The following is a 13,424-nucleotide window of genomic DNA, read 5'->3' as shown; positions in this document are numbered from 1 at the left end:
TCCCCCGTTCGGGGGATTCTGCGGGCAAGTTGCGTAAGCGACGAAGCACTGGCGCCTTCCATGACCGTGAGACCCGCTCACGGGGTGGAGGGACCAGTGCGACCTGCGAACGGCCAAATCGACACAGCGGCGTACCAGCGCGTGCTCGGTGATGAGATCCGCAGCCTTCGCAAGCGACGCGGATGGACCCGCAAGGAGCTCAACAAGCGGCTGCAGACGGAGATCTCGCTGCAGACGCTCGCGACCTACGAGCTCGGCACCCGGCAGTGCTCCGTCGTGCGCCTCGTCGAGATCTGCCACGCCCTCGACGTTCCGGCGCACGAGGTCCTCGCCCGCGTCCACGAACGCTTCTTCGGCGACACCCCGGCGGGGCACCTGGCGCTGAACCTCGCCGCCGTCGCGGCGACCGACAACTCCCGGCTGATCCCGCTGCGGAGGTGGGCGGCCGGACGCCTGCACGCGCTGCCTCCCGGCGTCTCACCGGAGGTGCACCTCGACCTGCCCGCCCTGGAGAACATGGCACAGCTCTGCCAGCTGCCCACCGTGGAGCTCATCAGGATCCTGCGCGGGTTGAGCCGCTGACGCCGGAACGCCCCCACCGGCCGGCAGGGGCGTTCTGGTCGTCGTGCGGTTGTCAGGCGGCGAAGCGGGTGAGGGTGCTCCAGCCGGCGCCACCCTCGTGGCCCCAGTGGAAGTTCCCCGTTCCGTCGCCGTAGTAGTAGCGGAGCTTGTCACCGGCGACCGCGAGCAGGTCGCCCTTGCCGTCACCGTTCATGTCGGTCACCGCGAGATGTCCCAGGCTCCCCCAGCCGGTGCCGCCTTCGCTGCCCCAGTGGAAGTTGCCGCTGCCGTCGCCGTAGAAGTACCGCAGCTGGTCACCCGCGACGGCGACCAGGTCCGCCCTGCCGTCGCCGTTGACGTCCCCGGCCTCCAGTTTGGACAGAGCGCCCCAGCCGACGCCGCCCTCGCTGTGGAGGTGGAAGTTCCCGGTGCCGTCGCCGTAGTAGTAACGGAGCTGGTCGCCCACCACACCGACGATGTCGGCCTTGTTGTCGCCGTTGACGTCCTCGAGGTTGAGGTGCTTCACGGCCTCCCAGCCGTTGCCGCCCTCGCTGCCCCAGTGCAGGTTGCCGCTGCCGTCACCGTAGAAGTACCGCAGCTTCCCACCGGCCTCGGCGATCAGGTCACCCTTGCCGTCGCCGTTCACGTCACCCATGGCGATCTCGCCGAGACCGCTCCAGCCGACGCCGCCTTCGCTGCCCCAGTGCAGGTTCCCGGATCCGTCGCCGAAGTAGTAGCGCAACTTGTCCTGGTACACGGCGAAGAGGTCGCCCTTGCCGTCACCGGTGATGTCGGCGTTGCCGCGGCCACCGCCGTTGTCGAACCGGTAGGTGTTCCAGTTCCGCATGATGGCCAGGACCTTGGTCACGTAGGACTGGTCGGTCGCGTACGCCTTGGCGATCTCGGTGAGGAACCTGTCCGGCTGCGACCGGTACGGCAGGGCGTGGGCGTAGCTCGGAGCCGTCGAGATCATCCGGCCGTAGTCGCGGAACGAGTCCCGCACCGAGGTGTAGGTGCGGAAGTACGCCGTGGCCGGGTGGCAGCCGCTCTGGTCGCACTCGGTCGTCGGGTAGGCCCGGCAGCCGACGGCGATCGGGCCGGGCAGGCCGTCCTCGCATTTGATGCCGAAGTAGTTGCGGTCGTTGGCGGACAGGGTGCTGCGGCCCCAGGCGGACTCGTGGATCGCCTGCCCGGCGGTCACCGAGGCGGGCACGTCGTACTCCCGCTTCACGTCCTGGGCGAGCGGTCCGGCGACGGCGATGAAGTCGTCCCGGTAGTCCTGCGCGGACAGTTCGGACGCCGTGGCCAGTGCGGGCGTGGCGACCAGACCGGCCACCGCGGCGGCGAGAACGAGGATCTTCCTCATGGCTGGTTCCCCCTCATCCTGCGAAGCGGGTCAGGGCGCTCCAGCCGGCGCCACCCTCGTGGCCCCAGTGGAAGTTGCCCGAGCCGTCGCCGTAGTAGTAGCGGAGCTTGTCGCCGGCGACCGCGAGCAGGTCGCCCTTGCCGTCGCCGTTCATGTCGGTCACCGCGAGGTGGCCCAGGCTTCCCCAGCCGGCGCCGCCTTCGCTGCCCCAGTGGAAGTTGCCGTTGCCGTCGCCGTAGAAGTAACGGAGCTGGTCACCGGCCACACCGATCAGGTCCGCCCTGCCGTCGCCGTTGACGTCCCCGGCCTCCAGCTTGGACAGAGCACCCCAGCCGACGCCGCCCTCGCTGTGGAAGTGGAAGTTGCCCGTGCCGTCGCCGTAGTAGTAACGCAGCTTGTCCCCGGCCACGCCGACGATGTCCGCCTTGCCGTCGCCGTTGACGTCCTCGAGGTTGAGGTGCTTGACGGCCTCCCAGCCGCTGCCGCCCTCGTTGTGGAAGTGCAGGTTCCCGGTGCCGTCGCCGTAGTAGTACCGCAGCTTCCCGCCCGCTTCGGCGATGAGGTCGCCCTTGCCGTCGCCGTTCACGTCACCCATGGCGACCTCGCCGAGACCGCCCCAGCCGGCGCCACCTTCGCTGCCCCAGTGCAGGTTCCCGGATCCGTCGCCGTAGTAGTACCGCAGCTTGTCCCCGGCCACGGCCCACAGGTCGCCCCTGCCGTCACCGGTGATGTCGGCGTTGCCGCGGCCACTACCGCCGACGATGTTGTTGTAGCGGTAGGGCGGGTACTCGGCGGCCGTCGCGGACCAGGTGTACTCGTTGTACGTCGCGATGGGCGGGGTCTGCTCGTAGACCCAGTAGCGGGTGCGGGCCGAGTCGAGCCAGCCGCCGAACAACCGGACGTGCCCGGCCGCGCCCTCCGTGCCGGGGCCGCCCTTGATGAGGATGTCGCCGGGCAGCAGCTCGTCCTTGGTGATGCGGTGGGTCACGTTGGACCCGACGAGCGTGACCGTGCTCAGGCCCGGCTTGGAGAGGTTCCAGGCCATCGAGACGAAGCCGGAGCAGTCGGTCCGCCAGCCGTCCCTCGCGGCGCTCATGCTGTACGGCACTCTCGCGTCCACCCACGTCTTGGCGCGGGCCATCACCTCGGCCCTGGTGATGGTCGCCATCGTCGAGAAGTCGGCCTCGGAGTAGACGACCGCGGCGTCGGGCTTGGCCGGCGCGGCACCCGCCGAGGGGAGCAGGACGGAGGTGAAGGTGGCCGCGAGGAGAACGGCGCTGACGAAAGCCTTGTTCGTGGTGCGCATTTCGATGACCCCCAGGTCGGTGTCTTCGCTGTCTTGCTGACAGGAACGACACTGCTGGGGCGATCTCCAGAAAACCTGCAACGCGTCTCCAGAAGTCCTGCAAGCGGAGCGAGCCGGGCAGGAGCCGCTCCGCGAGCGCCGGTAGAGTCGCCGGGGTGAACGATTCCCCCGCCCGCCTTCCCCTGCGCACCGCAGCCGCCGTGAAGCTGGGCAACCTGAGCTCCACGCTGTCGCAGAAGATGGGCCTCGGCGCCGGCGGCATGATCGGCGGCCGGGTCGCGCTGAAGCTCGACCCCCAGGCGCTGGGCCGCCTCACGCAGGGCCGCAGGGTCGCCGTCGTGACGGGCACCAACGGCAAGACGACCAGCACGATGATGCTGGCGAGGGCCGTGGGCGCGCTGGGCGAGGTCGCCACGAACCACAGCGGCGCGAACATGCCCGACGGCCACGTCACGGCGCTGTCGAAGCAGCCGGACGCCCCGTACGCGGTCCTGGAGTGCGACGAGGCCTACTTCCCGGCCGTCGCGGGTGCCAGCAACCCGGCCGTCGCGGTGGTCCTGAACCTGAGCCGCGACCAGCTGGACCGCGTCGGCGAGGTCCGCACCATCGAGCGGTCGCTGCGCGACGCCATCTCCAAGCTGCGGAACTGCACGATCGTCGCCAACTGCGACGACGTGATGGTGACGAGCGCGGCCTGGAACGCCGCGAAGGTCGTCTGGGTCGCCACCGGCACCGGCTGGCACCACGACTCGGCGAGCTGCCCGCGCTGCGGCAGCCCGATCAGCTGGCAGGGCGAGCACTGGCACTGCACGGGCTGCGACCTCGCCCGCCCGCACCCGAACTGGATCACCACCGACGAGGCGATGATCACGCCGGAGCACCAGAAGCTCGAGCTGCGCCTCACGCTGCCGGGCAAGTTCAACCAGGCCAACGCCGTCATGGCGGCCGCCGCCGCGCACGCGATGGGCGTCCCCGCCGACGAGGCCGTGCGCCGTCTGCGCGGTGTCTCGAACGTGAGCGGCCGTTACCGCACGATCCAGCGCAACGGCCGCAGCGCGCGCCTGTTGCTCAGCAAGAACCCGGCGGGCTGGAGCGAGACGCTCACGGTCGTCAAGGAGGCCGACCACCCGGCCGTCCTGGTGATCAACGCCCAGGAGGCCGACGGCCGCGACCTGTCGTGGCTGTGGGACGTCCCGTTCGAACGCCTGCAGGGCCGCACGGTCATTGCTTCCGGTGAACGCGCCACGGACCTCGCGGTGCGTCTCACGTACGCCGAGGTCCAGCACACGATCGTGCCCGACCCCCTGAAGGCCATCGACCAGATGCCGCAGGGGGCGGTCGAGGTCATCGCCAACTACACCGCGTTCCGCGACTTGAATGCCAGGGCTGCCGCTGATGAGTGAGTCGACTGTCCAGATCGCGCTCGTGCTGCCGGATCTCCTCGGCACGTACGGGGACTTCGGCAACGCCGTGGTCCTGGAGAAGCGCATGACGTGGCGCGGGATCAAAGCCGAGATCGTGCCGATCAACTACGGCCAGCCGGTGCCGGACTCGTGCGACATCTACGTCGTCGGCGGCGGTGAGGACACCGCGCAGACGCTGGCGGTCAAGCACCTGCGAGAGCACCCCGGCCTGCAGCGCGCCGTCACGAAGAACGCCGTGGTGCTGGGCGTCTGCGCCGGCATCCAGATCTTCGGCGAGAGCTTCACCCGTGCCGACAACGTCACCCACCCCGGCATGGGCCTGATCGACTCGACCTCCCACGCCGGCGGCAGCCGCGCGATCGGCGAGGTCGTCGCCGAGCCCGCCGACGGCCTGTTCGCGGGTCCGCTGACCGGCTTCGAGAACCACCAGGGCCGCACGGTGCTGGGCCCGGCCGCGCGTCCGCTGGCGCACGTCAAGGTCGGCACCGGCAACGACGGCAGCGTCGAAGGCGCTGTTCAGGGCCGGATCGTGTGCACGTACCTGCACGGGCCGGTGCTGCCGCGCAACCCGGCGCTCGCGGACATGCTGATCGAGTGGGCGACCGGGACCAAGGTCGCGCCGATCGACCTGCCGGCCGTCACCGCCATGCGGGCTGAACGGGTCCGGGCAGCTTCCTGAGGCGGTCGGCCACCCCCGGCCAGACCACCGCCATCACGTAGTCGGTCGCGAGCGCGGGTCCCACCGAGGGCCTGCGCTCGCACCACACCGCGAGCCGTTCACACGCGCCGACGACGATCTCCGCGAAGGCCTCCGCCTCCAGCGGGTCGATCTGCGGCGCGAACGACACCAGCACGGACCCGATCATGTCCGTCTGCTGCTGCCGGATCCCCTCGACCTCCTCCTGCGCCGACGGCACCGCGATCGCCGCCTCCTGCCGCAGCAGGGCCCAGGACCGCTGGTGGTCGACGATGAACTCGAAGAACGCCCGCAGCCCGAGCCGCAGGAACTCCTCCGGGTCCGCCGCGCCCGCGATGGCCGCCGCCGTCTTCTCGCGCAGCTCTGCGCGCGCACGGTGGATGCAGCCGATGAGCAGGCCTTCCTTCGAGCCGAAGTACTCGTAGAGCATGGGTTTCGAGACGCCGACGCGGTCGGCGATCTCGTCCATCGACGTGGCCAGATACCCCTGCTCGGCGAAGATCTCCTCGGCGACGGTGAGCATCTGCGCCATGCGCTGGGCCTTGGGCATGCGGCGGCGCGGAGCAGTCACGAACGGAGTCTACCGCTCGTAACTTACTTCGAGTAACCTACTGCGAAGTAGCCACCGCGAGCGGAGGGAACCCCCATGCACCGAGAGACGAAGGTCCTCGTCATCGGCACCGGCTTCTCCGGCCTGGGCATGGCCGTCGAACTGAAGCGCCGCGGCGAGCACGACTTCGTGGTTCTCGAGAAGGCCGCCGACCTCGGCGGCACGTGGAGGGACAACTCCTACCCCGGCTGCGCGTGCGACGTGCCGTCGCACATGTACTCGTTCTCGTTCGAGATGAACCCGAAGTGGTCGCGGATGTTCGCGCAGCAGGGCGAGATCTTCGACTACCTGCGGCGGGTGGCCGAGAAGTACCGGCTGCGGCCGCACATCCGCTTCAACAGCAAGGTCTCCGGCGCGCGGTGGGACGACGAGGCCAAGCACTGGAACGTCACGACCGAGCAGGGCGACACGTACACGGCGAAGGCGCTGGTCGCCGGCGTCGGCGCGTTGCACATCCCGAACATCCCCGAACTGCCGGGCATCGAGAACTTCGCCGGCAAGGCGTTCCACAGCGCGCAGTGGGACCACGACCACGACCTCACCGGCAAGCGCGTGGCCGTCATCGGCACCGGCGCGTCCGCGATCCAGTTCGTCCCGAAGATCGCGGGGCAGGTCGGGTCGATGAAGATCTTCCAGCGCACGCCGCCGTGGATCATGCCCAAGGCCGACCGCGAGATCAGCGGCTGGGAGCAGAAGCTGTTCCGCGCCCTGCCCGTCACGCAACGGCTCTACCGCAACTTCGTCTACTGGATGCGCGAGTCGTCCGCGCTGGGCTTCGCGGTGAACCCGAAGATCATGCAGTTCGCGCAGGGCATCGCGTTGCGGCACATGAAGAAGCAGGTGCCCGACCCCGCGCTGCGCGCGAAGCTGAAGCCCGACTACACGATGGGCTGCAAGCGCGTGCTCATCTCCAACGACTTCTACCCGGCGCTCGGCTACCCGAACGTCGACCTGGTGACCGACAAGGTCTCCGAGGTCCGCGAGAACTCCATCGTGGACAGCGCGGGCGTCGAGCACGAGGTCGACGTCATCATCTACGGCACCGGTTTCCACGTCGTCGACTCGTTCGACTACCTGGACATCCAGGGCAAGAACGGCGTCGACCTCGCGAAGAAGTGGCGCCAGGAGGGGATCGAGACCTACTACGGCATCACGGTCTCCGGTTTCCCCAACCTGTTCTTCCTGCTGGGCCCCAACACGGGACTCGGGCACAACTCGGTCGTGTTCATGATCGAGTCGCAGATCCGGTACGTCTCGCAGTGCCTCCGGCTCCTCGACCGGCACCGCGCAGCGGAGCTGGACGTGCGGTTGGAGGCCCAGCAGGAGTTCAACTCGGAGATCCAGCGCAAGCTCGGCAAGGGCGTCTGGACCCAGGGCGGCTGCAAGAGCTGGTACCTCGACGCGCAGGGCGTGAACCGCACCGTGTGGCCGGGCTTCACCTGGCGGTACTGGATGCGGACCAAGCGCGTGCGCGCCGAGGACTACGTGCTGACCGCCGCCAGGAGGGCTACGGCCGCACGATGACCTTCAGGGCGGTGCGCTCGTCCATCGCCCGGTAGCCCTCGGCGACGTCGTCGAGCGAGACCGTCCTGTCGAAGACGGGACCGGGGTCGATCCGGCCGGCCAGCACGTCGGCCAGCAGCTCAGGCAGGTACGCCCGCGCGGGCGCGATGCCGCCACCGATGGCGATGTTGCGCCCGAAGAGCTTGCCCAGCGGCAACCCCGGCATCTCGTGCGGCACGCCGACGTAGCCGATCCTGCCGCCGTCGCGCACGACGCCCATCGCGGTCTCCCACGACTGCTCGGTGCCGACGCACTCCAGCACCGCCGACGCACCGAGGCCGCCGGTCATCTCCTTGATCCGCTCGACCGCGGCCTCGCCGCGTTCGGCGACCTGGTCCGTGGCACCGAAGAGCCTCGCGATCCCGGCGCGGTCCTCGTGGCGGCCCATCGCGATGATCCGCTCGGCGCCGAGCCGCTTGGCCGCGAGGACGCCGCACAGCCCGACCGCGCCGTCCCCGACGACCGCGACCGTGCTGCCGGGACCCACACCCGCGCCCAGGGCGGCGTGGTGACCGGTGCCCATGACGTCGCTCAGGCTGAGGAACGCGGGCAGCAGCTCCTGCGGCGCGTCCGCAGGCACCCGGACCAGCGTGCCGTCCGCCTGCGGCACCCTCACGGCCTCGCCCTGCCCGCCGTCGCTGCCCTTGCCGCCCCAGAACCCGCCGTTGCGGCACGAGGTCTGCAGCCCGGCCTGGCAGTACGCGCACGTGCCGTCGCTCCACACGAACGGCGCGATGACGCGGTCACCCACGTTGACGGACCGGACCGCGCTGCCGACCTCCTCGACGATGCCGAGGAACTCGTGGCCGATGCGCTGCCCCTCCTCGCGCTTGGCCACGCCCCGGTACGCCCACAGGTCGCTGCCGCAGATGCACGCGAGCTCGACCCGGACGACGACGTCGGTGGGCTCCTGGACCGCCGCGTCCGGCACCTCCTCGACGCGGATGTCTCGGGTGCCGTAGATCGTCGTAGCCCGCACCGGGCGCCTCCTCTGTTCCGCCGTACAAAACCTCCTGCATCGTGCTCCTGCCGCGGGCTCCACGCCGAATCGAGACGCTGTGGAATTGGTTACGCGTGCCTACCATCGGAACCGTGCTGATCAACGCCGAAGGTTTCGTACGAGCGCGCGGTGTCCGTTATGCGACGGCTTCCCGGTTCGAAAAACCCGAGCCGTACGAGTGGGACGGCGTCGTCGACGCCGGCGAGCGCGGTCCCGCGTGCCCGCAGCCACCCTCGGCGCTCGCGGCACTGGTCGGCAACTCGGTCGAGGGCCTGGCGTTCGACGAGCACTGCCACGTGCTGAGCGTGACGGCTCCCGCCGGCGCCTCCGGGTTGCCGGTGATGGTCTGGTTCCACGGCGGCGCGTACGTGACGGGCAGCGGTGAGTCGGTCAAGTACGACTGCGACCTGCTGGCGTCGGAGGGCGTCGTGGTCGTCCGCGTCAGCTACCGGCTCGGCGTCTTCGGGTACCTGCGGGACAACCTGGGGTTGCTCGACCAGCTCACCGCGCTGCGGTGGGTGCGGGACAACATCGCCGCGTTCGGCGGCGACCCGGCGAACGTGACGGCGTTCGGCCAGTCCGCGGGCGCCGACTCCGTGTACGCGCTGATGCTCACCGACACGGAGGGCCTGTTCCACCGGGCGATCCTGCAGAGCGCGCCGCTGGGCACCCGCGGCCCCGAGCGCGCCGAGATGACGGCCGCGCTGCGGTCGTCGGTCTCCGTGGACGCCTCCACGCCCGCGGACGACGTGCTCGTGGCGCAGATCGCCGTCGTCGCCGAGCTGGGGCCCCGGTTCGGGCCTTCCGGCGCCATGCCGTTCGCCCCGGAGCTCGGCGAGGTCGACCTGGCCGCGGCGGCGTCCCGCGTCGAGCTGCTCGTCGGGCACACCGCGGACGACGGCAGCCCGTACGTGCCGAGCCGCGAGCACTGGGAGGCGGTGACGGAGCTGATCTTCGCGGGACCCGCCCGGCAGCTCGCCCTGGACTGGGAGGCGGCGGGCGGCCAGGTCGCCACCTACAGGTTCGGGTGGGCGCCTCCCGGCGCTCCGCTGGGCGCGTGCCACTGCATGGAGCTGCCGTTGCTGTTCGACCCGGCCGGCTGGTCGGGCGCGGGCATGCTGGCCGGGCACGAGCCGGACGTCGGGCTGGCGAAGACCGTCCGGGGGCTGTGGGCCGGGTTCGCGCGGAACGGGATGGACGCGTTGCCCTCGCGGTCGCTCGAATTCGACGCGTGACCGACCGCGAGAGGCTGCGCACCACGTTCGGCGCGGACGCGGCCCGCTACCACCGGGCCCGTCCCACCTACCCCGCCGAGCTGTTCGGCCGTCTGCGGGGCCCGCGGATCCTGGAGATCGGTCCCGGCACCGGTCAGGCCACGCTGCCGCTGACGGCGCTGGGACACGTGACGGCGGTCGAGCTGAGCCCCGCCCTGGCGGCACTCGCCCGTGCGCACGCCCCCGCCGCCGACGTGGTCGTCGCGGACTTCGACTCGTGGCCGTTGCCGGGCGAACCGTTCGACCTCGTGGTGTCCGCGACGGCGTTCCACTGGCTCGACCCGGCCACCCGGACGGCCCGCTGCGCCGCGGCGTTGCGGCCCGGCGGTGCGCTGGCGGTGATCTCGACGCACCACGTGGCGGGCGGTACCGAGCAGTTCTTCGTGGACATGCAGGAGTGCTACGAGCGCTGGGACCCCTCGACCCCGCCCGGGCTCCGGCTCCCCCGCGCCGCGGACGTCCCGCGCGAGTTCGACGACAGCCCCGAGTTCGAGGAGCCGGAGTTCCACCGGTACGAGTGGGAGCGGGCCTACGACACCGAGGCGTACGTGGACCTGCTCCTCACGTACTCGAACCACATCGCGCTGCCGACGCGGGACGAGCTGGTCGCGGACATCCGGTCGCTGATCGACACGCGCTTCGGCGGCCGGATCGTGAAGCGGTACCTGACCCAGCTCGCCGTCGCCCGTGTCAGGGCCGCCGGGACCAACGCCGCGCCGCCACGGGTCGAGTCGTAGAGGTCGTGGACGTTCGTGCCGTCGCCGCTGAAACCCGCCTTCGACGGGGACCGGGACTTTTCCCGGTACGCGACCGGTTGAGCTGCCGGAAACGCGGGAGCTGTCCCGCGCGCCGCTCGGGAAGCCGCGGACCGCAACACGAAGCGGCAAACCGGGTGCTGCTCACCCAGCGGGGTGGGCGGGACGCCTAGGATGTCCCGCCAAAGGGGCGGGGAGACACGCATGAGCCGTGCCCTTGTACGAGGAGGTGGCATGGCCGTGTCGACAACGGCGTACAACGAGGGCAGGGTCCCCCAGCGGGGCCGTCCTCGCGACGCCAGCAGGGACGACGCATTACGTCAGGCAGCGCTCGAGGTGATGGCCGAGGTCGGGTACCGCGCCCTCACCATGGACGCCGTCGCGGCCCGCGCGCGAGCGGGCAAGGCGACGATCTACCGGCGGTGGGAGTCGAAGCTCGATCTCGTGATCGACACGTGCACCCAGCTCGCGACGCAGAACCTCGCGGCGCCGGACACCGGCTCACTGGCCGGGGACCTGCGCGAGTTCCTCTCGTCGTTCGCCGCGTTCCTCTCCGGACCGATCGGCAAGGCCGCGCAGGCGCTCGTGGGCGAGCTGCCGCACGAGCCCGAGCTGGCGGCGGCGTTCCGGGAGACGTTCCTGATCTCGCAGCGCGACGTGCTGCGCGGGATCCTCGACCGCGCGGCCGACCGGGGCGAGCTCAAGGCGGACGCCCCGCGCGGCATGGCGGTCGAGATCGCGGGCGCCGCGCTGATCTACCGGCTGATGCTCACCGGTGACCCGCTCGACGAGCCGTTCGTGGAGAAGGTCGTCGAGCAGGTGCTCCTACCGTTGGTGCACGCTTAGCGGAACAGCTTGCGGACCAGCGCGAAGCCGACCACCGCGCCGACCGCGATCAGCGTGTACTTCACCTGGGGCCTGCTCAGCACCTCGAGCACGGACGACTTGCCCTGCTCGACGAGCTTCTGCGGGTTGGCGCGCTCGCTGAGCTCGTCCAGGGTGGCGGCCAGCGCGGTGCGAGCCTGCTCGATCTCGCGCTGGATGGTGTCGGGATCGCGAGCCACATGTCCTCCTAGCAGCGGTTCTGCCCGCAACCGTAGTGGACGGCGGGGAGGGTGGCTTCGCGCGACCCGCGAGAGCGAGTCCACGGACGCGCTATAGGCTTCCGCACGAGGGGTCGTAGCCCAATTGGCAGAGGCACTGGGTTTAGGTCCCAGCCAGTGGGGGTTCGAGTCCCCCCGACCTCATTGAGCAGCGGTTTTCAGTGGTGCGCCGCGGGGATCGCTCCGTGGCGCACCACGTCCGCGGACCGCTCTCCGCCGTGGAGCCGCACCGGCTCCGGCTGGTCGAACCGGTAGCAGGCCGTCGATCCCGAAGCCGCCCACTGCGAGACGCACCGGAACGCTCGCTGCTCACCGGCGCTGAGGCTCCGGTGCCGTTCGGCGGCGGTACGGGTGCCGCGGGCCTGACCCGCCCTGTCGGTGAGCAGCCGCACCGCGCGCGATCGACCACGGAGACACCGCGAACAGCACCCCGACCGGCTCCCAGCGCTTCCGCACACGCCCTCGCCGCGTCCGGCGCCGCCGCGAGGTCGGCTCAGTTCGACATCACGGCCGACCAAGCTGTCCGGCGTCGATGCGGACTCGTCCACGCGCCGCCGGGACGCGCCGGCTCCCAGCGCGTTCGAGCGGTACCGCACCCGCCCGCGCCGGAAGGTGGCGGCCGGAGCGCCGCAGATCACACACGTCCTCACCAGGTCGGCCATCAGCGAAGCACCGCAGCCAAACGATCACACGTCCGAACAGCGTTTCCGGTGCGATGCAGACGATCGGCCCGTCTCCGGTCCTTTCTGGACTTCCTCAGGTGTCCCCTAGTGGTTTCCCCCCAACTCCCCGGTGGGGTTTCCCCCACCCCAATCCTGCGGATCACCCCAATGTCCCCCGCGTCCACCCTCCGTACCGTGGAAACCATGAACTTGGTCGACTGGGTCACCGATCTGATGCACACGGCCGGCGCACCCGGAGCGGCTTTGGCGATCGCGCTGGAGAACCTGTTCCCGCCGCTGCCCAGCGAGGTCTTCCTGCCCCTGGCGGGCTTCACCGCCGCCCAGGGCAAGATGTCGCTGCTCGACGCCGTCCTGTGGACCACGTTCGGCTCCGTCGCGGGCGCCCTGCTGCTGTACTGGGTCGGTGCCCAGTTGGGCCGCGAGAGGGTCCGCCGCATCGCCGCCCGCATGCCCCTGATCCGGGTGTCCGATGTGGACAAGACGGAGGCCTGGTTCCTGCGCAACGGCTACCGCGCCGTCTTCTTCGGCCGCATGATCCCGGTCTTCCGCAGCCTGATCTCGATCCCGGCAGGCGTGGAACGCATGCGATTAGCACCGTTCATCGCGTACACGGCGGCCGGCAGCCTCCTGTGGAACACGGCGCTGATCCTCGCGGGCTACCTGCTGGGCGACAACTGGCACCTGGTCGAGCAGTACGTGGGCCTGGGCTCCAAGGTGGTCCTGGGGCTGGCCGTGGTCGCCGTGGCGGTGTTCGTGGCGACACGCCTCTCGAAGCACCGCGCCAACGCGGACAGCTGACCTTCCGCGCCGCCCGCGACCACGTCGGCTGACGCCACAACAGGGTTTTCGCTGCACCTGCCGCCACGCTGCCCCGCACCGCGGCGAAGTTCCAGCGCTCGCGACCCGGCCGATCAACACCGCCGCACCCGCTTCATCACACCCGCCACCACGCCACCCATACCGGCGCAGGGACTCGCCGCTCACGACCGCGTCAACGCAGGCCGCAGCACGAGCCTCACGCCCCCTCACCCCGCACCTCAGCAGCGCCAACCTCCACCGTCCACCCCGGCCGCGCCACCCCT

The 13,424-nt window shown here is 70.5% G+C and carries 14 protein-coding genes and 1 tRNA gene; 9 read left to right on the top strand and 6 right to left on the bottom strand.

What is annotated here, in order from left to right:
• The first annotated feature begins 60 nt into the window (after window positions 1-60).
• On the top strand, window positions 61-582 hold the full coding sequence (locus L6E10_RS23720; RefSeq protein ID WP_374237363.1) for a helix-turn-helix domain-containing protein: 522 nt from the start codon (window positions 61-63) through the stop codon (window positions 580-582).
• A 52-nt stretch (window positions 583-634) separates the two neighbouring features.
• On the opposite strand, the gene L6E10_RS23715 is transcribed toward L6E10_RS23720, so the two are convergent.
• Together L6E10_RS23715 and L6E10_RS23710 are read right to left on the bottom strand one after the other, a co-directional pair.
• Window positions 635-1,927: a glucosaminidase domain-containing protein gene (locus L6E10_RS23715; protein ID WP_236221722.1), complete on the bottom strand. Its 1,293-nt coding sequence runs from the start codon at window positions 1,925-1,927 to the stop codon at window positions 635-637.
• A gap of 13 nt (window positions 1,928-1,940) precedes the next feature.
• The gene (locus tag L6E10_RS23710) at window positions 1,941-3,233 is read right to left on the bottom strand and encodes a VCBS repeat-containing protein (protein ID WP_236221721.1); all 1,293 of its coding nucleotides are present in this window, start codon (window positions 3,231-3,233) and stop codon (window positions 1,941-1,943) included.
• 155 nt (window positions 3,234-3,388) lie between these two features.
• On the opposite strand from L6E10_RS23710, the gene L6E10_RS23705 reads away from it, so the two are divergent.
• Window positions 3,389-4,636, top strand: coding sequence for a MurT ligase domain-containing protein (locus L6E10_RS23705; RefSeq protein ID WP_236221720.1), 1,248 nt, complete (start codon window positions 3,389-3,391; stop codon window positions 4,634-4,636).
• Entirely contained in the window at window positions 4,629-5,336 is a 708-nt protein-coding gene (locus L6E10_RS23700; RefSeq protein WP_090098665.1) for a type 1 glutamine amidotransferase, read from the top strand. The genes L6E10_RS23705 and L6E10_RS23700 overlap by 8 nt, the downstream gene beginning before the upstream one ends.
• Here L6E10_RS23700 and L6E10_RS23695 read toward each other — a convergent pair.
• A complete protein-coding gene (locus tag L6E10_RS23695; RefSeq protein ID WP_236221751.1) occupies window positions 5,296-5,904 on the bottom strand; it encodes a TetR/AcrR family transcriptional regulator in 609 nt (202 codons plus the stop codon). The two genes, L6E10_RS23700 and L6E10_RS23695, sit on opposite strands and share 41 nt — an antisense overlap.
• A gap of 96 nt (window positions 5,905-6,000) precedes the next feature.
• Here L6E10_RS23695 and L6E10_RS23690 point away from each other — a divergent pair, with 96 nt between their 5' ends.
• Window positions 6,001-7,488: an NAD(P)/FAD-dependent oxidoreductase gene (locus L6E10_RS23690; protein ID WP_236221719.1), complete on the top strand. Its 1,488-nt coding sequence runs from the start codon at window positions 6,001-6,003 to the stop codon at window positions 7,486-7,488.
• Here L6E10_RS23690 and L6E10_RS23685 read toward each other — a convergent pair.
• Complete coding sequence (locus L6E10_RS23685; protein WP_236221718.1) at window positions 7,472-8,506, bottom strand: zinc-dependent alcohol dehydrogenase family protein; 1,035 nt, start codon at window positions 8,504-8,506, stop codon at window positions 7,472-7,474. The two genes, L6E10_RS23690 and L6E10_RS23685, sit on opposite strands and share 17 nt — an antisense overlap.
• A 113-nt stretch (window positions 8,507-8,619) precedes the next feature.
• Here L6E10_RS23685 and L6E10_RS23680 point away from each other — a divergent pair, with 113 nt between their 5' ends.
• From L6E10_RS23680 to L6E10_RS23670, 3 genes are all read left to right on the top strand, one after another.
• Window positions 8,620-9,762, top strand: coding sequence for a carboxylesterase family protein (locus tag L6E10_RS23680; protein WP_236221717.1), 1,143 nt, complete (start codon window positions 8,620-8,622; stop codon window positions 9,760-9,762).
• On the top strand, window positions 9,759-10,538 hold the full coding sequence (locus tag L6E10_RS23675) for a trans-aconitate 2-methyltransferase (RefSeq protein ID WP_236221716.1): 780 nt from the start codon (window positions 9,759-9,761) through the stop codon (window positions 10,536-10,538). Before L6E10_RS23680 ends, L6E10_RS23675 begins: the two co-directional genes overlap by 4 nt.
• Window positions 10,539-10,790: 252 nt before the next feature.
• Complete coding sequence (locus tag L6E10_RS23670) at window positions 10,791-11,402, top strand: TetR/AcrR family transcriptional regulator (protein ID WP_236221715.1); 612 nt, start codon at window positions 10,791-10,793, stop codon at window positions 11,400-11,402.
• Here L6E10_RS23670 and L6E10_RS23665 read toward each other — a convergent pair.
• Window positions 11,399-11,620: a DUF3618 domain-containing protein gene (locus tag L6E10_RS23665; RefSeq protein WP_090098321.1), complete on the bottom strand. Its 222-nt coding sequence runs from the start codon at window positions 11,618-11,620 to the stop codon at window positions 11,399-11,401. The genes L6E10_RS23670 and L6E10_RS23665 overlap by 4 nt on opposite strands.
• A gap of 109 nt (window positions 11,621-11,729) precedes the next feature.
• On the opposite strand from L6E10_RS23665, the gene L6E10_RS23660 reads away from it, so the two are divergent.
• Window positions 11,730-11,803: transfer RNA gene (locus tag L6E10_RS23660), tRNA-Leu, on the top strand.
• 14 nt (window positions 11,804-11,817) lie between these two features.
• Here L6E10_RS23660 and L6E10_RS23655 read toward each other — a convergent pair.
• On the bottom strand, window positions 11,818-12,051 hold the full coding sequence (locus L6E10_RS23655) for a hypothetical protein (RefSeq protein ID WP_236221714.1): 234 nt from the start codon (window positions 12,049-12,051) through the stop codon (window positions 11,818-11,820).
• Between the two features lie 474 nt (window positions 12,052-12,525).
• Here L6E10_RS23655 and L6E10_RS23650 point away from each other — a divergent pair, with 474 nt between their 5' ends.
• The gene (locus L6E10_RS23650; protein WP_236221713.1) at window positions 12,526-13,140 is read left to right on the top strand and encodes a DedA family protein; all 615 of its coding nucleotides are present in this window, start codon (window positions 12,526-12,528) and stop codon (window positions 13,138-13,140) included.
• The last annotated feature ends 284 nt before the right edge of the window (window positions 13,141-13,424 follow it).

The sequence above is a fragment of the Lentzea sp. CC55 genome (genome assembly GCF_021056325.1).
GTDB lineage: Bacteria > Actinomycetota > Actinomycetes > Mycobacteriales > Pseudonocardiaceae > Lentzea > Lentzea jiangxiensis.
Note: the sequence above shows the minus strand (reverse complement) of the source record. Positions and strands in the feature narration are given on the sequence as shown.

Coding starts and splice junctions, on each gene's coding strand:
- L6E10_RS23720 (WP_374237363.1), top strand. CDS start 61: ATGACCGTGAGACCCGCTCACGGGGTGGAGGGACCAGTGCGACCTGCG.
- L6E10_RS23715 (WP_236221722.1), bottom strand. CDS start 1,927: ATGAGGAAGATCCTCGTTCTCGCCGCCGCGGTGGCCGGTCTGGTCGCC.
- L6E10_RS23710 (WP_236221721.1), bottom strand. CDS start 3,233: ATGCGCACCACGAACAAGGCTTTCGTCAGCGCCGTTCTCCTCGCGGCC.
- L6E10_RS23700 (WP_090098665.1), top strand. CDS start 4,629: ATGAGTGAGTCGACTGTCCAGATCGCGCTCGTGCTGCCGGATCTCCTC.
- L6E10_RS23695 (WP_236221751.1), bottom strand. CDS start 5,904: ATGCCCAAGGCCCAGCGCATGGCGCAGATGCTCACCGTCGCCGAGGAG.
- L6E10_RS23690 (WP_236221719.1), top strand. CDS start 6,001: ATGCACCGAGAGACGAAGGTCCTCGTCATCGGCACCGGCTTCTCCGGC.
- L6E10_RS23670 (WP_236221715.1), top strand. CDS start 10,791: ATGGCCGTGTCGACAACGGCGTACAACGAGGGCAGGGTCCCCCAGCGG.
- L6E10_RS23650 (WP_236221713.1), top strand. CDS start 12,526: ATGAACTTGGTCGACTGGGTCACCGATCTGATGCACACGGCCGGCGCA.